General features: G+C 34.1%; 14 protein-coding genes and 1 tRNA gene. 6 read left to right on the top strand and 9 right to left on the bottom strand.

Annotation, left to right across the window (positions count from 1 at the left end):
* Window positions 1–41: 41 nt before the first annotated feature.
* The 3 genes from infB to rimP are packed head-to-tail and all read right to left on the bottom strand — an operon-like array spanning window position 42 to window position 4,595.
* Window positions 42–2,840 (bottom strand): translation initiation factor IF-2, encoded by a 2,799-nt coding sequence (gene infB / locus G5V56_RS05780; protein WP_240911229.1) that lies wholly within the window; start codon window positions 2,838–2,840, stop codon window positions 42–44.
* A 48-nt stretch (window positions 2,841–2,888) separates the two neighbouring features.
* Window positions 2,889–4,121, bottom strand: a complete 1,233-nt coding sequence (gene nusA, locus G5V56_RS05775) for a transcription termination factor NusA (RefSeq protein WP_166962784.1) — start codon at window positions 4,119–4,121, stop codon at window positions 2,889–2,891.
* A 12-nt stretch (window positions 4,122–4,133) separates the two neighbouring features.
* Window positions 4,134–4,595: a ribosome assembly cofactor RimP gene (rimP, locus tag G5V56_RS05770; RefSeq protein WP_166962782.1), complete on the bottom strand. Its 462-nt coding sequence runs from the start codon at window positions 4,593–4,595 to the stop codon at window positions 4,134–4,136.
* A 134-nt stretch (window positions 4,596–4,729) separates the two neighbouring features.
* On the opposite strand from rimP, the gene G5V56_RS05765 reads away from it, so the two are divergent.
* A complete protein-coding gene (locus tag G5V56_RS05765) occupies window positions 4,730–5,557 on the top strand; it encodes a universal stress protein (RefSeq protein WP_166962780.1) in 828 nt (275 codons plus the stop codon).
* Window positions 5,558–5,739: 182 nt separating this feature from the next.
* On the opposite strand, the gene G5V56_RS05760 is transcribed toward G5V56_RS05765, so the two are convergent.
* A tRNA-Gln gene (locus tag G5V56_RS05760) sits at window positions 5,740–5,812 on the bottom strand.
* Window positions 5,813–6,051: 239 nt separating this feature from the next.
* Here G5V56_RS05760 and G5V56_RS05755 point away from each other — a divergent pair.
* Both G5V56_RS05755 and G5V56_RS05750 read left to right on the top strand, forming a co-directional pair.
* A complete protein-coding gene (locus tag G5V56_RS05755; RefSeq protein WP_166962778.1) occupies window positions 6,052–9,369 on the top strand; it encodes a glycosyltransferase family 117 protein in 3,318 nt (1,105 codons plus the stop codon).
* A 38-nt stretch (window positions 9,370–9,407) separates the two neighbouring features.
* Window positions 9,408–10,064 (top strand): polysaccharide deacetylase family protein, encoded by a 657-nt coding sequence (locus G5V56_RS05750; protein WP_166962776.1) that lies wholly within the window; start codon window positions 9,408–9,410, stop codon window positions 10,062–10,064.
* Here the strand turns inward: G5V56_RS05750 and G5V56_RS05745 are convergent.
* The 5 genes from G5V56_RS05745 to G5V56_RS05725 all read right to left on the bottom strand — a co-directional run bounded on the left by G5V56_RS05745 (window position 10,061) and on the right by G5V56_RS05725 (window position 15,302).
* Entirely contained in the window at window positions 10,061–10,357 is a 297-nt protein-coding gene (locus tag G5V56_RS05745; RefSeq protein ID WP_166962774.1) for a thioredoxin family protein, read from the bottom strand. The genes G5V56_RS05750 and G5V56_RS05745 overlap by 4 nt on opposite strands.
* A 147-nt stretch (window positions 10,358–10,504) precedes the next feature.
* The gene (locus G5V56_RS05740) at window positions 10,505–11,740 is read right to left on the bottom strand and encodes a metallophosphoesterase (RefSeq protein WP_166962772.1); all 1,236 of its coding nucleotides are present in this window, start codon (window positions 11,738–11,740) and stop codon (window positions 10,505–10,507) included.
* Window positions 11,741–12,014: 274 nt separating this feature from the next.
* Window positions 12,015–13,205 (bottom strand): hypothetical protein, encoded by a 1,191-nt coding sequence (locus G5V56_RS05735; RefSeq protein WP_166962770.1) that lies wholly within the window; start codon window positions 13,203–13,205, stop codon window positions 12,015–12,017.
* A gap of 7 nt (window positions 13,206–13,212) precedes the next feature.
* Window positions 13,213–14,280 carry a hypothetical protein gene (locus G5V56_RS05730; protein WP_166962768.1) on the bottom strand — a complete coding sequence of 356 codons (1,068 nt, stop codon included), beginning with the start codon at window positions 14,278–14,280 and terminating at the stop codon, window positions 13,213–13,215.
* Window positions 14,281–14,579: 299 nt separating this feature from the next.
* Window positions 14,580–15,302, bottom strand: coding sequence for a copper homeostasis protein CutC (locus G5V56_RS05725; protein ID WP_166962766.1), 723 nt, complete (start codon window positions 15,300–15,302; stop codon window positions 14,580–14,582).
* 156 nt (window positions 15,303–15,458) lie between these two features.
* Here G5V56_RS05725 and polA point away from each other — a divergent pair, with 156 nt between their 5' ends.
* From polA to G5V56_RS05710, 3 genes are read left to right on the top strand one after another with little or no spacing between them, the layout of a single operon-like run.
* Complete coding sequence (polA, locus tag G5V56_RS05720; protein WP_166962764.1) at window positions 15,459–18,314, top strand: DNA polymerase I; 2,856 nt, start codon at window positions 15,459–15,461, stop codon at window positions 18,312–18,314.
* 19 nt (window positions 18,315–18,333) lie between these two features.
* Window positions 18,334–19,146: a patatin-like phospholipase family protein gene (locus G5V56_RS05715; RefSeq protein WP_166962762.1), complete on the top strand. Its 813-nt coding sequence runs from the start codon at window positions 18,334–18,336 to the stop codon at window positions 19,144–19,146.
* The gene (locus tag G5V56_RS05710) at window positions 19,139–20,584 is read left to right on the top strand and encodes a glycoside hydrolase family 125 protein (protein ID WP_166962760.1); all 1,446 of its coding nucleotides are present in this window, start codon (window positions 19,139–19,141) and stop codon (window positions 20,582–20,584) included. Before G5V56_RS05715 ends, G5V56_RS05710 begins: the two co-directional genes overlap by 8 nt.
* Window positions 20,585–20,589 lie beyond the last annotated feature (5 nt).

Here is a 20,589-nt window from a genome sequence, read left to right as displayed (position 1 = left end):
ACCTTCAATATTGAAGGTTTTTTTATTTGTCTATTTAAATATTACTTAAGTTTCTTTTTAACTTCAACTTCGTGGAAAGCTTCAATAATATCGCCTTCTTTAATATCATTATAGTTTTTTATTTGCATACCACAATCATATCCTTTAGTAACCTCTTTAACATCGTCTTTAAAACGTTTTAAAGACGCTAATTCTCCAGTAAATACAACAACGCCATCTCTAATTAAACGAACACCAGAATTTCTCATTATTTTTCCATTGGTTACCATACATCCGGCAATACTTCCAATTTTTGTTACCTTAAATATTTCTCTAATTTCTGCTGTCCCTGTAATTTCTTCTTTAAGCTCCGGAGATAACATACCTTCCATCGCATCTTTAAGATCATTAATGGCATCATAAATAATAGAGTAGGTTCTAATATCAATTTCTTCCCTATCAGCAAGCATTCTTGCATTTCCAACTGGACGAACATTAAATCCTACAATAATGGCATCTGAAGCTGATGCTAGCAACACGTCACTTTCTGTAATAGCCCCAACACCTTTATGTAAAATATTTACCTGTATTTCTTCTGTTGATAATTTTTGGAAAGAATCTGTCAATGCCTCAACAGATCCGTCAACATCACCTTTAAGAATAATATTTAATTCTTGGAAATCTCCTAAAGCAATACGTCTACCAATTTCGTCAAGCGTAATATGTCGTTGTGTTCGAACCGATTGTTCTCGTTGTAATTGAGCTCTTTTCGTAGCAATTTGTTTTGCTTCACGTTCATCTTGGAACACATTAAATTTATCACCCGCTTGAGGCGCCCCGTCTAAACCTAAAATAGATACTGGTGTTGATGGACCAGCCTCTATAACATTATTACCACGTTCGTCATGCATTGCTTTTACCTTACCACTGTGCTGGCCAGCTAATACATAATCTCCAATTTTTAACGTTCCAGCTTGTACCAATATGGTTGATATATACCCTCTACCTTTATCTAAAAAGGCTTCTACAACGGTTCCATTGGCAGCTTTATCTGGGTTAGCCTTAAGCTCAAGTAATTCGGCTTCAAGCAATACTTTTTCTAATAACTCTTTAACACCTGTTCCTTGTTTTGCTGAAATATCGTGTGATTGAATTTTTCCGCCCCAATCTTCAACTAACAAATTCATATTAGCCAGTCCTTCTTTAATCTTTTCAGGATTTGCATCTGGTTTATCAATTTTATTGATGGCAAATACAATAGGAACTCCAGCAGCTTGGGCATGAGAAATAGCCTCTTTAGTTTGAGGCATAATATCATCATCTGCAGCTACAACAATAATTGCTAAATCTGTTACTTGAGCACCACGAGCACGCATCGCTGTAAAGGCTTCGTGACCAGGTGTATCTAAAAATGCAATTTTTTGACCGTTATCAAGTTCTACTCCATATGCGCCGATATGCTGAGTAATACCTCCCGATTCGCCGGCAATCACATTTTCTTTACGAATATAATCCAGAAGCGATGTTTTACCATGATCTACGTGTCCCATTACAGTTACAATAGGAGCTCGTGGTTTTAAATCTTCTTCTGCATCTTTAATTTCTTCTCTGGATTCTTCTATATCTGCGGTTACAAACTCTACTTGATATCCAAACTCATCAGCAACAATACTAAGTGTTTCAGCATCTAAACGCTGATTCATAGTAACCATCATTCCCAAAGACATACACGCAGAAATAATTTGTGTAACAGATACATCCATCATCGTTGCAACTTCACTTGCAGTAACAAATTCTGTTACTTTAAGGACTTTGCTCTCTGCTGCTTCTAACTGTTGATCAATTTCTGTTTGTTCTCTGTGATGATCTCTCTTATCTCTTCTATATTTCGCTCCTTTTCCTTTGCTAGATTTACCTTGAAGTTTTTCAAGTGTTTCTCTAACTTGTTTTTTAACATCTTCTTCGCTAGGTTCTTCTTTTACAATAGAACGTCTTCCTCCTGCACTATTTCCCTTAAATCTGTCATTACCTCTTCCTCCTGGTTTATTAGGAGTTCCTGGCTTGTTAGGGCCTCCAGGTCTGCTTTGATTATTACCTGATTGAGGCCCCCCCACTTTACTTATACGACGACGTTTCTTTTTATTGGTTCCGTCAGTAGTGGATTTAGCGTCTGTTTTTTTCTCTTCTTTCTTTTTCTTAGGTTTATTAAACTGAGACAGATCAATTTTATCACCAGAAATTTTTGGCCCTGAAAGTTTTTGATATTTAGTTTCTACACGCTCATCTGGAACAAGCTCTCCTTCACTATTTAAAATTTCTTTTTTAGGCTCTTCTGGCTTTTTACTTTCTACAACTTTTTCTTCTTTTGCAGGTTTTGGCTCTTCTTTCTTTTCCTTCTTAATTTCTTCTTTTGCCTCAACTATCTCTTCAACTTTTGCCTTAACCTCTTCTTTTGGTTTAGGCTCAACCTTTTCTTCTGGTATGGCAGTGCTTGCATGTTCTTTCTTCTTAGGCTCTAAATCAATCTTACCAACTTGTTTTGGTTTTGATATTGTTTTAGAAGCTCTTATGATTTCCTCTCTCCTGGCACTTTCCTTTTGCTTTTCCTCAAGTTCCTTCTCACGTTGTTCACGTAAAATTTCTTTCTCTTTTTGCTTTGCTTCCCCTACCTCTTTAGATGCTACTTTTTTGTTAGCATCTGTTTCAAATTCATTGGAAAGTATGTTGTATACTTCCTCAGAAATTTTTGTAGTAGGTCGCTTCTCTATTTCAACGCCTTTAGAATCTAAAAATTCTACGGCGCGATCTAAAGAGATATTTAATTCACGTAATACTTTATTTAATCTAACTGTTTCAGCCATAAATTGCCTTTAATATACCAAATATATGTGTTATTCCAAATATATATGTTATTCTTCAAATTCTTCTCTTAGAATTCTAATAACGTCTTTAATTGTTTCTTCTTCTAAATCTGTTCTTTTAACCAAATCTTCGACATCTTGCTCTAAAATACTTTTTGCCGTATCTAAACCTGCTTTACTAAACTCTTCAATAACCCAGCTTTCTATTTCATCTGTGAATTCTGAAAGCTCAACATCTTCTTCTGCACCTTCTCTAAACACATCAATTTCATAACCTGTAAGGTGACCTGCTAAACGAATATTATGTCCGCCTCTACCAATCGCTTTACTTACTTCTTCTGGTTTTAAAATAACCTCAGCACGTTTGGTTTCTTCATTGATTTTTATGGAAGTTACTCTTGCTGGACTCAATGCTCTTGTAATGTATAATTGTAAATTATTAGTGTAATTAATTACATCTATATTTTCATTACCTAATTCGCGAACAATTCCGTGAATTCTAGACCCTTTCATACCTACACAAGCGCCAACAGGATCAATTCTATCATCATAAGAATCTACCGCTACTTTAGCTTTTTCTCCAGGAATTCTTACTACATTTTTAATAGTAATTAAACCATCAAAAACTTCTGGGATTTCTTGTTCAAATAACTTTTCTAAAAATGCAGGGGAACTTCTTGACATAATAATAGTTGGTTTTGCTCCTTTAAGCTCAACACTATCAATAACACCTCTTACATTATCGCCTTTTCTAAAAAAGTCTGAAGGTATTTGTTTGTCTTTTGGTAAAATAATCTCATTACCTTCATCATCTAACAAAATAACAGCTCTATGACGAATGTGATGAACCTCTGCGGTGTAAATTTCTCCAACTAAATCTTTAAACTGTTTGTAGATGATTGTGTTGTCGTGCTCATGAATTTTAGAAATTAAATTTTGACGTAACGCTAAAATTGCTCTACGTCCTAAATCTACTAATTTCACTTCTTCAGACACATCTTCACCTACTTCAAAATCTGGTTCTATTTTACGCGCTTCTGATAACGAAATTTCCTGATTAGGCTCTTCAACTTCTCCATCTGCAACAACTACACGGTTTCTCCAGATTTCTAAATCTCCTTTATCTGGATTTACAATAATATCAAAATTATCATCATCGCCATATTTCTTTTTTAATGCACTTCTAAATACATCTTCTAAAATAGCCATTAATGTAACACGATCAATTAATTTATCGTCCTTAAACTCTGAAAACGACTCAATTAACGCAATATTCTCCATTCTTTTTTTGAATTAAAATTTAATCAACACTTTTGCCGCTACAATATCATCGTAAGCTATAGTAGCTTGTTTTTTTACAGTTACTTTGCCTTTTCCTACTGGTTTTGGCTCTCTAACTTTCCATTCTAATGAAACACCTTCTTCTGATATTTCTTTAAGCACGCCCTCTATAGTTTCTGAAACTGTTTTAACTTCAAGATTTCTCCCAATGTTCTTATTATACTGTCTTTTGTTAACTATAGGAGCTGTTGCTCCTGCCGAGGCTACTTCTAATGCAAAATCAACATCTTCTCTGTCAAGGTTATGTTCAATAGCTCTACTTACAAAGATACAATCATCGACATTAACGCCTTTATCTCCATCAATAATGATTTTAATTTTATTGTCTTCAGATATAGACATTTCGATAAGAAACAAATCTGTTCTCTCATCTAGAGCCTTATTAAGTAAATCTTTTACGGTAGTTTTAAACATTTTTATTATAAAAAGAGGGGACTTTCCGTCCCCTCATTTCCTTAGTTTTGCCTTACAACGGCGCAAATATATAATATTTTAATTGATTTCTAAAGTAAATTTCATAAATTTATGAATGAAATATAACATGAAATATGAAAAAAATACTAGTCCCAACAGATTTTTCCGAACAAGCTGAAAATGCATTAAAGGTAGCTGCCCAATTAGCTAAGAAACAAAAATGTGAGCTTTTTTTAATTCATACTTTAGAAATGCCTCTGAATAAAGTTGATCCCTTAAGCTCTCAACAAAACCTACCAGAAGCCATGTATTTTATGAAACTGGCTCACAAACATTTTGAAACATTACTTGCAAAAGAATATTTAAAAGGCATCAACGTTCATGAGGTTGTTGAATTTGACGAAACTTTCAAAGCTGTTTATCAACTTTGCAAAAAGGAAAATATTGATTTAATAATCATGGGGTCGCATGGCGTTAATGGGTTTAAAGAAATGCTTATAGGCTCTAATACTGAAAAAGTAGTACGCACCTCTGATGTACCTGTTTTAGTTATTAAAAAAGAACATCCTGTTTTTAATATTGACCAGTTTGTATTTGCTTCAGACTTTAAAGATGAGTGTAAACCACCTTTTGAACAAGCAATACGCTTTGCTAAGTTATTAGATGCTAAAATTCATCTTCTTATGGTTAATACTGCTAATAATTTTATAACAACTAATAACGCGACAACCCGTATGCAAGAGTTTGCAAAATCTTTAGGTTTTGAAAACTTTACCAGTAATATTTATAATGATATCTCTATTGAAAAAGGAATTATTAATTATTGTCATTCAACGTCAGCAGATTTAATTGGTATGTGTACTCATGGAAGACAAGGTTTATCACACTTTTTTAATGGTAGCATTAGTGAAGATTTAGTAAACCATGCAAAGCGCCCTGTAATCACCTTTAAAATTAAATAATACATATTCGTATTACTTTTTATAAAATAAAACCCCTAACCAATTATTGGCTAGGGGTTTTGTACCTATTGACTCACTAGGATTTCTTTTAACTGCCATCGGCATAAAATTATCAACCTAATTCTATTTTAATACAAAAGAAAAAATCCCAACCAAATTAATGATTAGGATTTGCAATTATGTTGGCCTACTAGGGCTCGAACCTAGACTCTTCTGGACCAAAACCAGACGTGTTGCCAGTTACACCATAGGCCAATGTGTAATTGAGGGTGCAAATTTAGCACAAAGTTTTATTTGCACAAGTATTTTTTTAAAAATAATATAAGATACTTTCCGTTTTCTTTTAATATTCTTAGGTTAATTGTTACTCAAAATGAGTTGTTTTTAGCCTATAAGCCATTATTATGAACCAATTATGTTAACACAAACTAAATACTAACAACTCATTTCATATTTATTATTAAATTCGCCATTGTAAATAAACCTGACAACAAATGACAAATTTCAACTTTAAAAAATGGAACACCTTAATTGGGTGGTTTACTTTTTTAATAGCTTTTATTGTATATGGTTCAACTGTTGAACCTACTGTAAGTTTCTGGGACTGCGGAGAATTTATTGCAACCTCTTCAAAACTTCAGGTTGGCCACCCTCCTGGAGCACCGTTATTTCAAATGTTCGGAGCTTTTTTCTCTATGTTTGCGTTTAAACCCTCAAATATAGCGTATATGATGAATTTGGGGAGTGCTCTGGCTAGTGCTTTTACAATCATGTTTATGTTTTGGACTATTACCTTACTATTAAAGAAACTCCTTCTTCATAAAAAAGATATCAATACACGAAAAGCCATCGCTATTCTTGGTAGTGGTTTGGTTGGTAGTTTAGCTTTTACGTTTACCGATTCCTTTTGGTTTAACGCTGCTGAAGCCGAAGTATATGCTATGGCCACCTTAATTATGGCTATACTCTTTTGGTCTGCTTTACGCTGGGAACAAGACATGGATAAGCCACGAGGAAACCGTTGGCTTATTTTAATTTCTTTTATCATTGGGTTATCCTTTGGGGTTCATTTTATGGGATTATTAACCATTCCATCCATTGGGCTTATTTACTTTTTTAAAAATTATAAAACTGTTACGGTTAAAAATTTTATTATAGCTAATTTGGTATCTGTAGCTGTTCTATTGTTTGTTTTTAAACTATTAGCTCCTAATATACTTAGATTTTTTAGTGACTTTGAAATCTTTTTTGTCAACTCCATAGGACTTCCTTTTAACTCTGGATCCATCATAGCTGGATTCCTTTTAGTAGCAGTTATTTATTATGGATTACGCTATACTCGCAAAAAAAATTATATACACCTCAACACAGGGATTCTTTGTATAACTTTTATCATTATAGGGTTTTCATCCTGGTTACTTTTACCAATTCGTTCTAATGCTAACGTGGTTATTAATGAAAACAACCCATCTAGTGCCAGAGAATTATTGGCTTACTATAATTTAGAACAGTACCCTGAAACCCATTTGTTTTATGGCCCCTTATTTACAGACCAATACGCTTATCTTGACGATGAGAACCCATATGTTGATGATAAACCAAAATATGAAAAAGACGAACAGAAAGGTAAATATGTTATTGTAAACGATTATAAAGATGCCAAACAAAATTACAACCATAAGCATGCAGCTATTCTTCCGAGAATGTGGAGCGCAGAGCATGCGGCAAATTATATGATGTTTTCAGGATTTTTAGATTTTAAACTAAAGCCTGATTATCAAATGGATAACGACCTTCGTAATTCCGTTTCAAAATTTAAAAATGAAGTCGCCAAAGGCAATGTAGATTATGACGATTATAACAATTTCTTAAAACGCTACAAAAGCTTTATTGACGTTGAAAAACCTTCGCTAGCAAGTAATATTGCCTATATGCTAGAGTTTCAGTTAGGTTATATGTATTGGCGTTATTTTATGTGGAATTTTGTAGGAAAACAAGATGATATTCAAGGTAGATATGACAATCATGGTAATTGGATTAGTGGTATAAAACCTATTGACGAATGGCATTTAGGGCTATCTCAAGACAATTTGCCGAGTGATGTAAAAAATAATAAAGGGAGAAACACCTACTACTTTTTACCTCTTATTCTTGGTTTAATTGGATTATTCTTCCTCTTTAACAAAGACAAAAAATTATTTTGGACGATGCTGGTATTTTTCCTGTTTACAGGAGTTGCCATACAATTTTACACCAATGTACGCCCTTTTGAACCTAGGGAAAGAGATTACTCTGTTGTAGGATCATTTTATGTATTTGCACTTTGGATAGGCTTTGGTGTATATGCTATTTTTGATGGTTTAAAAAAATACACATCCTCAAAATTTTTAGCGCCTGGAATAACTGTTATTTGCTTAGCTCTAGTTCCTGGAATTTTAGCTGCCAATAACTGGGATGATCATGATAGATCTGATAAATACACTACCAAATCAATGGCTAAAATGTACTTAGATTCTTGTGGTAAAGATGCTATTTTGTTTTCTATTGGAGATAATGATACGTTTGCGCTTTGGTATGAACAAGAAATTGAACATTACAGAACCGATGTAAGAGTGGTTAATACGAGTTTATTTCAAACAGATTGGTATATCGATCAAATGAAACGAAAAGCTTATGATAGTGATCCTATTCCATCACAATTAACACATGACAAATATAAATACGGAACTAATGATTATGTCATGAAAGAAAAAGTTATCAATGACACATTAGATATTAAGCAAGTATTAGATTTTATCGCAAGTGATAACCCTAGAACAAAATATAAATATGTGCTACAGCAACAAGGTGTTGATATTAGTGGCATAAGAAGTCAAGATTTAAATGCCAACTATTTGCCTACCGAGTATTTACGACTACCTGTAAATAAGGAAAATGCCTTAAAATATGGGATTGTAAAACCCAAGGATGCCGACAAAATTGTTCCTGATATCATTATAAAGATTAAAGATGGTGCCCTTTATAAAAACAGATTACTTATGCTCGATCTTGTTGCCAATAACGACTGGAAACGACCTATATATTTTACGGGTGGTAGCTTTGGAGATGATGATTATCTTTGGATGAAAGACTACTTGCAGTTAGATGGTATGTGCTATAAATTAGTCCCTATAAAAACTCCTGTTGACAAAGCCAATCCTTTTGATATGGGACGTGTAGACTCCGACTTAATGTATGACAAAGTGATTCATTGGGATTGGGGAAATAGTGGAAAAGATATTTATCACGATACAGAAACACGTAAAAACTCTATTTCTTACAGAGGAAATTTAGCACGCTTGATGGAACAATTAATCAATGAAAAGAAGTTTGATAAAGCTGAAAATGTTGCTGACATCGCCATGAAAAACATGCCTGTTGATTATTTTGGATATTATACACTATTAGAACCTTTTATAAGCGGCTATTATGAGGTTGGTGCCAAAGAAAAAGCTGAGAACTTGTACAAAGAGGTTGCTAAAAAATATCAAGAAAATTTAACCTATTATAGTGGCTTGACAAAAGAAAATCAAGAGCGTTTGTTTGAAGATATTTATACTGACATACAACGTTATAAAAGCTTGGTTGATGTTTTGATTCAATACGATACAGATTTTGCCAGATCAGAAAGTGAGGTATTTAATAATTATTTAAGACTGTTTAAACACTTTTATGATAGTGGAGAAGATGAAGTAAAACCTGATAGTGACATCCCAACAGATACCAATAGCATTATGCCCGATACCAGTATAATGCCTGATAACGGGCAATAACATATTTGCTTAAAAAAAGCATATCGAATAAAACACATATGACGTTAGTGCCTGTAAAAACCCCATGGGTGGTTAAAAAAACGTTCCCAAACTATATTTGGGATGTGGCTACTAATGAAAAAGTGATTTATTTAACATTTGATGATGGCCCAACTCCGGACATTACAGAATGGACCTTAAATATTTTAAAAACATATAAAGCAAAAGCTACCTTTTTTTGTATTGGCAATAATATTGAAAAACATCCCGACATCTTTCAGCAGATACTTAAACAAGGCCATGCTATAGGAAATCACACCTACAACCATGCGAAAGGTTGGAAAACAAATACGGCAAATTATTGTAAAGAGGTTGATAGGACTCAGGTATTAATCAACTCTTATACCTCAACACAAACTCAGCAACAGGGTCATTTATTCCGTCCACCTTACGGGCAAATAAAATCTAAACAAGCAAAAGAATTAATAGCTTCAGGTTATAAAATAATTATGTGGGATGTTATTTCGTTTGATTGGGACAAAGATATTCCTGAAGAGACCTGCTTTGAAAACGTCAAAAACAATGCGGTTAATGGAAGTATAGTCGTGTTTCACGATAGCATCAAAGCTTCAAAAAATATGATGTTTGCACTACCTAAAGTATTAGAGTACTACAGTAATTTAGGTTATTCTTTTAAATCTCTTAAATACAATTAAAGATATTGTTTAATAATACCTATCAGGGTATTAGCATCTTGCTCTCCACTTTGTCGCCATTTCATTTCACCATTTTTGTAAATAATTAATGTTGGCAAGCCTTTTACTCGTAGTGCTTCAGCTAATTCTTGGTTCTTTTCTACATCAATCTTTATCACTTTAGCCTTGTCGCCAAGTGCTGCCGCCACATCTCTTAAAACCGGATGCATTGCCGTAGATTGCTCATTCCATTCGGTAAAAAAATCTAACAACACTGGAATGTCTATATCTATTAGTTCCCCAAATTTTGACATATGTAATTGTTTATTAGTCAAATGTACTTATACAAACCTACGTATTTTTTTAATATTATGAATAATCACACTATTTTATAATGCATTTATCAAATCTATAACTATAAAAATACATAATTTCTATATATTTCCAACACATACTCACAATTAAGCAGTACTTGTTCCTTTTTTAAGTTCTATAACTGTTATCTCTGGCCATATACCCACACGTCCCGGAAATGCATGATATCCAAAGCCTCTGTTAACATTTATAAATCTACCAAATTCAGTATACAAACCTGCCCACTGCTTATATACATATTGAGAGGGGCTCCATCTAAAAAACCCTGGAATCTCTATTCCCATTTGCAATCCGTGCGTATGACCACTTAGAGTTAAGTGATAATTAAAATCATCATGCTTTACTTTATATTCCCAATGCGACGGATCGTGAGACATTAAAATTTTAAAATCATCCTTATTGAGTCCTTCAGATGCTTTTTGTAAATCTCCAGCTTGATTAAAGCCTTTCCCCCAATTTTCAACGCCTATTAGTGCAATTCGTTGTCCGTCTTTTTCAATATATCTATTTTCATTCAGTAATAAATCAAATCCTATTTTAGGGTGAATATCTTTAACGGCTTGAAAGTTTTTTGCTTTATCTTCATCTGAGTTCCATTGAACATAATCACCATAATCATGGTTTCCTAATGTAGAAAACTTGCCGTAAGGTGCTTCAAAATCATTAAAAACGTCTATCCAATTATCCATTTCATCAGCTTTATTATTAACGATATCACCTGTAAATAATAATAAATCTGATTGTTGTTCTTTAATTAAATCTATGCCATATTGAATTTTTTCCTTGTTGGTGAAACTGCCTGAATGAATATCGGAGATTTGCGTTATCGTAAACCCATCAAAAGCATCGGGTAAATCTTCAAAAGACAATTGATATTTTAAAACTTTATAATTGTAGCGCCCTTGAATAATGCCATAAATAAAGGATGCAAGCGGAATCGCAGCAAGACCTAAAGCCAATTTAGAAACAAATAGACGTCTGCTAGGTATAGCTTGAGTTTTTCCAGGAGACACATACGATATGAGTTTGTAAACACCTCTTACCACATCTTCTCCAAACATAACTAATACAATAAATAGTTTAGGAATGAGCAGGGTTAATAACAAACCTGTTGCCATTTGAAACCGTAATGTTTGCCCTGCACTTCGAGGCGTAGAATAAAGGGTATAAAATAAATTGAGATAAATAGCTACGGCAACAAGAATCCATACTAGCTTTATATACCTGTTTTTAGTAATGGTTCTTAATGCTTGAAACGCATAAAACTCTACTAAACAGAACAATAATGAAGCTATAATAAGCGCCACAAAAAAACGAGACATAGGCAATTTTTACCAAAGTTAAAAAGTTAACAATATAAATACCTATTTTTTAATGTAAGATTAACAATTTATTTAGGAAGGCACTCATAAAAAAAAAGGCTATCTACTTTACAGATAGCCTCTTTATAAATTCCACACACAATTTAATTTGCTATTTAAGAAAAAGTGACTTTGGGGGCTTGGAATTATCTAACTGTAAACCTCAAAAAAAACAAATTAGATAAGGTATCACTTGTTTTAGGATATGTGTGGAATTAGTACTATTTTTAATGTATTAAGGAGTATCAAGGGTTTTTTCAAATTCTTGGTTACTGCCATCACTATCTATTTGATAGTGAAAATCTATTTCAAACACTTGAACCTCTCCCGACATAGTATCCCCTCCGTCATTTCCTTTTCTGAAAAACCTACATACAAGAATACTTGATAAAGTTTTGTCGAAGGCAGAAATAACCGGTAAACTTGTAAGGTTGTGATTATATGGAACCGTTGCATTTCCTTTAGTAATTGTACTTGAAGAAATAATTACAGGTGCTGTAAAAGGAACCCCTACATTTGACCATGTATATTCTAATGCCCACGTGACATTACCAGCTTTACCTGATTGTGTAGTCCAATGCACATGAGGATATATATCGGATCCTTGTTTCCAACCATGTGGCATTTGCACTACAAAATATAATTCTTCTTCAATACCGTCTGAAAAAGACCATAACCAAACGCCTTGCGAACCATTATTGTTTCTCCACATTAACCATTCTGGCTGATTACTACTCCCTCTGTTTGTTGCATTCATAGGAATTTTTAAATCATCCCATCGCGTTGCATTTCCTACATAACTTAAAGAACCATCTGCTGTTATCTTAGTATAATTTTGAGCTGTAGTAACATCCGATTCTGGGCCTAGATCATTTCCTCCTGTGAGGGTTGAAGACCCTTTATTTCCTAATTTTATAGTACCATCTGCACCAATTTCAAAAAAGGTTGTGGCTTGAGCGGAAAGGTCAGTTCCCATAAGAATTTTACCAGTATTATCTATATTCATTCGTTCTATCGAGGCATCTCCAGCGGCATTTGCGGTTGAAAAATGTATTTTATCTTCATTTGAAGTTTTTTCTACTTCAATCTTGGTGTCACCATTGGCATCAACAATTGAACTACCAGAGACCAACTCTTTCCAAACTGGTGTCGTTGCATCTCCATTATTGAACCAATAACTATTGCTAGTGGTATCAAACACTAACAAACTACTTGCTGGTGATACAATTGCGTTTCTTTCTGTTGTCGTCATTCTTGGGATTAAAACCCCTTTTTTAGTGCCTGTTAAAGCGGACACGTCAATATCTAACATTGATGAATCATCTGGATTGGTAGTACCAATCCCTACTTGGGCATTTACTTGCAAAGAAAACAAGGTGCTGAGTAACATGAGTAAACTAATTACTCGAAAATTTGAGGTTTTCATAATAATATTATTTCGTATATTCTGTTCTACTACCATCACTATCTATTTGGTAATGGAAATCTATTTCAAATAAACCGGCATCATGTGCAAAATCATCAGCACTACCAGCATCGGCATCTCTGTACAATCTACAAATAATCATGCTAGATAAAGTTTTTCCTGAACCATCCATGGTAGGTAAAGGCGTTAGTAAATGCTTAAAGGCAGTTGCCGGCATACAATCAGTAATGGGTGTATTACCAGTTATCATTCGAGTTATGCCGACGTCATCGCCTACATTTGCCCATGTGTACTCTAAACCCCATTGCACTTTTGTAGAGCCCATATCGTATTTTGTTGACCAATGAACATGCGGATAAATATCGCTTCCTTCTTTCCAACCATGTGGCATTTGCACCATAAAATAAACTTCCTCTTCAGTACTTTGATCAAACCAAGCTGCAAAAACACCTTGACTTCCCCAACCACCGCCACTTGTATCTTGATACCAATAATATGCTGGTGGCTTTGAACCATCTTTATTTGTTGAGGTAATTGGCACTTTCAAATCATCATATCGTGTAGCTGTACCCTCATAACTTAGGGAGCCATCGCTTTCTATTTTTGTATAATTAGAACCTGGAGTTCCAATTTCTGTAACTCCATCATTACCAATTTTCATCCGTTCAGCATTACGAGTTGTAAAATTTATTTCATCGCCATTTGGGTCGGTATCTGTAACTTTTTCTACTTCAATTTTGGTGTCACCATCTGTATCTGAAATTGAACTGGCAGATAACTCCTGCCATGCAGGTGTTGTAGCAGTTCCATTATAAAACCAAAGACTTTCGGTAGTGGTATCATATACCAAAAGACCATTTGCAGGACTTGAGATTGCAGTTCTGTCAGTTGTATTCATTCTTGGAATTAAAATCCCTTTTTTTGCATTTGCATCTAATGTAGATACATCAATATCTAACATAGATGAATCATCTGGATTGGTAGTACCAATCCCTACTTGTGCATTTATAGGTAACGTAAAAAATGCACATAGCAATATTAGTAAGCTAATTACTGGAAATTTTGAGGTTTTCATAATAATTACTTTTAAATTAATAATAAGTATATCCCATAACACATGTACAATGAATATTAAATCTTAAAATTTATGGAATACAGTGAATGTATTACCACATAAAAATCGTGGTAATGTGTTTGTAAGAACGTATTAATTTATTGGTTGAGTTGATTATTAAATACGCTCTAGAAGTTGTTTTCACTTCGAAAGTAATAACAAAATTAAAGAAAAAATTCGTTAAAAAGAAACTTTTTTTCGATGAAATACGGTTTTAGGTTCTAAAATGTCTTAAAATATCCGTTAAAAAGCAAAAAAACTTAATTTAGCAACCGTAAAAGTGCTTTTATTTTATCAGTGTCAGACATGGCAATTTTTGTTTCATCGAAATGCGCTTTACTATTCATTGGTATGTTTGGAGAACTGATTGTTCGATTAAATTTGGAAAGAGAACAATGTATTTCTTTAAAACCAGCGTCTTTAAAGGTCAAGGCATTTTCAAGCGTAATACCGCCACCTGGCAATATGGTAATACCTCCGTTCGACTGCTCTTGTAATTTTTTTAAATTTATTAATCCTTTTAAGGCTGTGGCTTCCTGACCAGAAGTTAATACACGATGCACACCCATATCTATTAAAGAATTTAGTGCTTTATGTGTATCTGGAACCCAGTCAAAAGCACGGTGAAACACAAAAGGTAAGGGTTTTGAAAGTTCTAAAAGCTCTTGTGTTCGTACAACGTCTATTGAAAAATCTGAATTTAAAATACCCGAAACAATGCCTGCACAACCTAATTCTTTAGACAGTTTAATATCTTTTTTCATGATTTCAAACTCTTCATTTGAATAGGTAAAATCACCACTTCTTGGTCTAATTAAAACAAAAAATGGAATAGACAAGACTTCTGAAACTTGTTTAATCAATCCATAAGAAGGCGTTATACCGCCAACAGCTAATTCGCTGCATAATTCAATACGATGCGCTCCAGCTTGTTCTGCATTATAAGCAGACGTAAATGAGCTTGCACAAATTTCAACAATCATAAATATAATTTATAAAGAGGTTATCGCATAAAACTATAGAAACATTTACTACCATTTCATATAAAACTACTAATATTCGTAAAAATTTACTAGTTAATTATTCTTATCTTACTATTTTAGTTTTCTCTTTGTAAAAACAAACTTAAATAGTTAATAATGTCTGAACAAAAACGTCTTTTTTTAGTAGATGCTTACGCCTTAATTTTTAGAGGGTATTATGCCTTTATAAAAAACCCCAGAATTAATTCTAAAGGAACCGATACCTCAGCTATTATGGGGTTTATGAACTCCTTATTAGATGTTATAAAACGTGAGCGTCCAGACCATTTAGCTGTTTGTTTTGATAAAGGTGGAAGTGCCGATCGTGTTGAAATATTTGAAGCCTACAAAGCCAATAGAGACGAAACACCAGAAGCCATTAAAATAGCCATTCCTTATATTCACGATATTTTAAAAGCGATGCATATTCCCATTATGGTTAAAGAAGGTTTTGAAGCCGATGATGTGATAGGAACACTCTCCAAACAAGCTGAAAAAGAAGGCTATAAAACTTTTATGGTAACACCCGATAAGGATTTTGCTCAATTAGTTTCTGAAAATATTTTTATGTATCGCCCTGTATTTGGCGGTGGTTACGAAACGTGGGGAATCCCTGAAGTTCAGAAAAAATTTGAAGTCACAGACCCGTTACAAGTCATTGACTTTCTTGGTATGATGGGCGACTCCAGTGATAATATTCCAGGATTGCCTGGTGTAGGTGAAAAAACAGCTAAGAAATTTTTAGCACAATACGGAAGTATGGAAAACCTTTTAGCCAACACCCATGAGCTTAAAGGTAAAATGAAAGAGAAAATTGAAGGTGCTAAAGAACTAGGCATGCTTTCAAAAAAGCTAGCAACCATTATGCTAGACGTTCCAGTGACATTTGATGCTAAAGATTTTGAATTAGACCAACCAGATATTCCAAAAGTGACTGATATTTTTGAAGAGCTAGAGTTTAGACAACTGCTAACCAATTTTCAAAAAACTTTTGCAGTTGCTCCTGAAACAAACACGGTTGAATCTTCCGAAGGAACAGCGAGTACCAAAGAGTCTTTAGCTAAAGACATTAAAAAAACGTCCCCCAATGCAGGAGCCGGCCAATTTTCGTTATTTGGAAGTCCTGATGACACACAAGAAACTGAGGAGTACAGCTCAAGAAAAACGGCTGAAACAACCTCTCATTTTTACCAAAGCGTGGCTTCTGGTATGGCAACCAAACTATTCATTAAAAATTTAATGAATCAGACGAGTGTGTGTTTTGATACCGAAACTACAGGCTTAAATCCTTTGACAGCCCAATTAGTTGGCATGTCTTTTTCGTGGGAAGTTGGTAAAGGCTTTTATCTACCATTCCCAGAAGACAAAGACGAAGCGCAAGCTCTTATAGAACAATTACGTCCGTTTTTTGAGAGTGATACCATTCAGAAAATAGGTCAGAATTTAAAATACGATATTAAAGTTCTCGCCAAATACAACATCACCGTCAAAGGAAAATTATTCGATACCATGTTAGCGCATTACCTTATCAATCCAGATATGCGTCATAATATGGATGTGTTAGCTGAAACCTATTTAAACTATTCTCCAATTTCTATTGAAACACTTATTGGAAAAAAAGGTAAAAACCAGCTCTCCATGCGAGACGTTTCATTAGAAAAACTAACCGAATACGCTGTTGAAGATGCCGATATCACTCTTCAACTTAAAGAACATTTTGAAAAAGAATTAGGAGAAGCCAATACACAAAAGTTATTTGATGATATTGAAATTCCATTACTGCGTGTGCTGGCTGCGATGGAATTAGAAGGCATTAATTTAGATGAAAAATTCTTAAATTCTTTATCTGAACAACTTAATGCAGACATACAATCTTTAGAATCTCAAATTTTCACTCAAGCTGGTGAAGAATTCAATATTGCATCACCTAAACAATTGGGCGATATTTTATTTGACAAACTTAAATTGGTTGATAAACCCAAAAAAACCAAAACAGGACAGTATGCTACGTCCGAAGATATTTTAAGCTATTTAGCTAAAGACCATGACATTATTAAACATATATTAGAATATCGCGGGTTGGCTAAATTAAAAAGTACCTATGTAGATGCATTACCAAATCAGGTAGAACCTACAACAGGACGTGTCCATACTGATTATATGCAAACCGTCGCTGCTACTGGACGTTTGAGTAGTAATAACCCTAATTTGCAAAATATTCCAATTCGTACTGAACGTGGAAGACAAGTTAGAAAAGCCTTCGTTCCTAGAGATGAGAATTACACCTTGTTGGCTGCCGATTATTCTCAAATAGAATTACGAATTATAGCTGCTTTAAGTGAGGAAGAAACGATGATTAAAGCGTTTAAAAATGGCGAAGATATTCATGCTTCAACCGCTTCAAAAGTTTTTAATGTACCGCTAGAAGAGGTGACTCGCGAACAACGTAGCAACGCTAAAACCGTCAACTTTGGTATTATTTATGGCGTGTCGGCTTTTGGACTTAGCAATCAAACCGATTTAACTCGCAGTGAATCTAAGGACCTTATAGATACCTATTATGCTACGTATCCAAAACTGCGCGCTTATATAAGTACACAAATAGATTTTGCTCGCGATCATGGGTATGTACAAACCGTTTTAGGCAGACGTCGTTATTTAAAAGATATTAATTCAAGAAATGCAGTGGTTAGAGGAGCTGCCGAACGTAACGCCGTTAATGCGCCTATTCAAGGAAGTGCCGCAGATATTATTAAAATTGCCATGATTAACATTTATAACAAACTTCAGGAAGGTAATTATAAAACAAAAATGTTATTACAAGTTCATGATGAGTTGGTGTTTGATGTTTATAAACCTGAATTAGAAACTATAAAAACATTGGTTAAGACAGAAATGGAAAATGCCTATAAACTAGATGTTCCATTAGATGTTGATTTAGGTACTGGTAACAATTGGTTGGAAGCACATTAAAAAAACTATTCAATAAAAAATGAAATCCAAAAACATAGGATTAGCACTTGGTGGAGGCGCTGTATTAGGTGCAGCCCATATTGGGGTGTTAAAAGTTATAGATGAAATTGACCTTAAAATTGATTACATTTCAGGAACTAGCATAGGAGCTTTTGTTGCTACTTTTTACGCATTTGGAAAAAACTGTAAAGAAATAGAAGACATCGCTTCTGAATTATCGTGGATAGATATTTCAAACATATCACTATCGCGATACGGCTTACTTTCAAATAAAAAATTAGGCAAGCTCATCATAAAACATATTGGAGATAAGAATATTGAAGACGCCAACATCCCTCTGGCCATCGTTGCAACGGATGCCGCAACTGGAGAGAAAGTAGTTTTTAAAAATGGTCCTGTTGCCAAAGCGGTTATGGCAAGTACCAGCATTCCTGGAATATTTGCCCCCGTTAAAATTGACAACAAAATGCTTATTGATGGGGGTATTGTTGAAAACGTACCGATTGCTACCGTGAAAAATATGGGCGCTAAATTCATTATTGGTGTTGATTTAAATGCCAATCACAACTGTAAAAAACCAAATAACATTCTTGATGTTATTTTAAATAGCTTTCATTTTATCATGATGCAATCTGATAAAATTCAAACAAAAAATGCAGATTTACTTATTCAGCCCGATTTATCATCATTTAACAGATCTGATACGGATCAAGTTGAAAATCTAATGAAAAAAGGATATGAAGACTCCTTAAAATCATTAAAAACAGCAACTTTTAGTAAAAAACAACCTTGGTTTCAACGAGTTCTAAATTTCATCAACAAACATGAATAGAAGAAAATTTATTTTAAATAACAGCCTTGTGCTTGGAGGATTAGCAATTAACCCTGTTAATCTATTTGCTTCAAATCTTTCTAACTCAGAAAAGGATTATATCTCAAAAAGACCTCCTTTCAGCAAAAGAACCTTTACAAGTGACGAAGTTGAAAAAACAATTTCAACCATTAAACCTTTAATCATCGACAAGGAACTTGCATGGATGTTTGAGAACTGCTACCCAAATACTTTGGATACCACAGTTGATTATGAAATTATAGATGGCAAACCTGATACCTTTATTATTACCGGCGATATTGACGCCATGTGGTTAAGAGATTCTACGGCACAAGTATGGCCTTATATGCCCCTACTTAAAAAAGATGAAAAACTGAGAAATCTCATTCATGGATTAATTAACAGACAGGTTAAATGTGTGCTTACAGATCCTTATGCGAATGCTTTTTATAAGGATTTAACAAAAGTATCTGAATGGAATGATGATAGCCCTAAACCAGTTCCTGGAGTTCATGAGCGTAAATGGGAAATTGACTCGCTATGTTATGTTATCAGGCTATCTTATAGATATTTTGAACTGTCTGGTGACAATACTGTTTTTGATGAAAATTGGGATAAAGCAATGAGGTTAATTGTAAAAACACTCAGGACAGAGCAACGTAAAAATGGCACCTCTCCATATCGGTTTGTTAGAAAAACAAATGCAATGATTGATGCGCCAGTTTTTGAGGGCACAGGAAGACCTATAAAACCAACAGGACTAATTTGTTCGATGTTCAGACCCTCAGATGATGCAACACTATATCCTTATTTAATACCCTCAAATATTTTTGCGATACGTTCACTTAATCATTTATCAGATCTTTATAAAACGGTTTTAAAAGACAACTCGTTTGCTCAAGAGTGCAGTGCTTTTGTAACAGAAGTTGACGATGCTATTAAAAAATACGCCACTTCTGAACATAAAACATTTGGAACCATATACGCCTATGAGGTCGATGGCTTTGGCAACAAAGTGTTTATGGATGATGCTAATGTGCCCTCGCTTATGTCTTTAGCTTATTTAGGAGCTCACAAACCTACAGACGTTATTTATAAAAACACCAGAGCCTTTTTGGTGAGTGATTCCAACCCTTATTATATTAAAGGAAGCAGCGCTGAAGGACAAGCAAGTCCGCATACTGGAAAAGAAAAAATATGGCCTATGGGAATTATTCTTAGAGCGATGACATCTATTGACAAAAATGAAATAATACAGTGTTTAAAATTTCTAAAAACTACACATGCAGACACCGGTTTTATGCATGAAGCATTTCATAAAGATAATCCTTATGATTTTAACAGGACTTGGTTTGCCTGGGCTAACACCTTATTTGGAGAATTAATTTTAAAAATTCATGATGAGAATCCAGACCTTTTAGCCATGAATTATGACTGATAAAT

Origin of the sequence: Yeosuana marina, assembly GCF_011762485.1 — a bacterium.
Classification (GTDB): Bacteria; Bacteroidota; Bacteroidia; order Flavobacteriales; family Flavobacteriaceae; genus Yeosuana; species Yeosuana marina.
Note: the sequence above shows the minus strand (reverse complement) of the source record. Positions and strands in the feature narration are given on the sequence as shown.

Bases quoted from the DNA above. Each gene is read 5' to 3' on its own strand.
- infB (WP_240911229.1), bottom strand. From the start codon at position 2,840: ATGGCTGAAACAGTTAGATTAAATAAAGTATTACGTGAATTAAATATC.
- nusA (WP_166962784.1), bottom strand. From the start codon at position 4,121: ATGGAGAATATTGCGTTAATTGAGTCGTTTTCAGAGTTTAAGGACGAT.
- rimP (WP_166962782.1), bottom strand. From the start codon at position 4,595: ATGTTTAAAACTACCGTAAAAGATTTACTTAATAAGGCTCTAGATGAG.
- G5V56_RS05765 (WP_166962780.1), top strand. From the start codon at position 4,730: ATGAAAAAAATACTAGTCCCAACAGATTTTTCCGAACAAGCTGAAAAT.
- G5V56_RS05755 (WP_166962778.1), top strand. From the start codon at position 6,052: ATGACAAATTTCAACTTTAAAAAATGGAACACCTTAATTGGGTGGTTT.
- G5V56_RS05750 (WP_166962776.1), top strand. From the start codon at position 9,408: ATGACGTTAGTGCCTGTAAAAACCCCATGGGTGGTTAAAAAAACGTTC.
- G5V56_RS05745 (WP_166962774.1), bottom strand. From the start codon at position 10,357: ATGTCAAAATTTGGGGAACTAATAGATATAGACATTCCAGTGTTGTTA.
- G5V56_RS05740 (WP_166962772.1), bottom strand. From the start codon at position 11,740: ATGTCTCGTTTTTTTGTGGCGCTTATTATAGCTTCATTATTGTTCTGT.
- G5V56_RS05735 (WP_166962770.1), bottom strand. From the start codon at position 13,205: ATGAAAACCTCAAATTTTCGAGTAATTAGTTTACTCATGTTACTCAGC.
- G5V56_RS05730 (WP_166962768.1), bottom strand. From the start codon at position 14,280: ATGAAAACCTCAAAATTTCCAGTAATTAGCTTACTAATATTGCTATGT.
- G5V56_RS05725 (WP_166962766.1), bottom strand. From the start codon at position 15,302: ATGATTGTTGAAATTTGTGCAAGCTCATTTACGTCTGCTTATAATGCA.
- polA (WP_166962764.1), top strand. From the start codon at position 15,459: ATGTCTGAACAAAAACGTCTTTTTTTAGTAGATGCTTACGCCTTAATT.
- G5V56_RS05715 (WP_166962762.1), top strand. From the start codon at position 18,334: ATGAAATCCAAAAACATAGGATTAGCACTTGGTGGAGGCGCTGTATTA.
- G5V56_RS05710 (WP_166962760.1), top strand. From the start codon at position 19,139: ATGAATAGAAGAAAATTTATTTTAAATAACAGCCTTGTGCTTGGAGGA.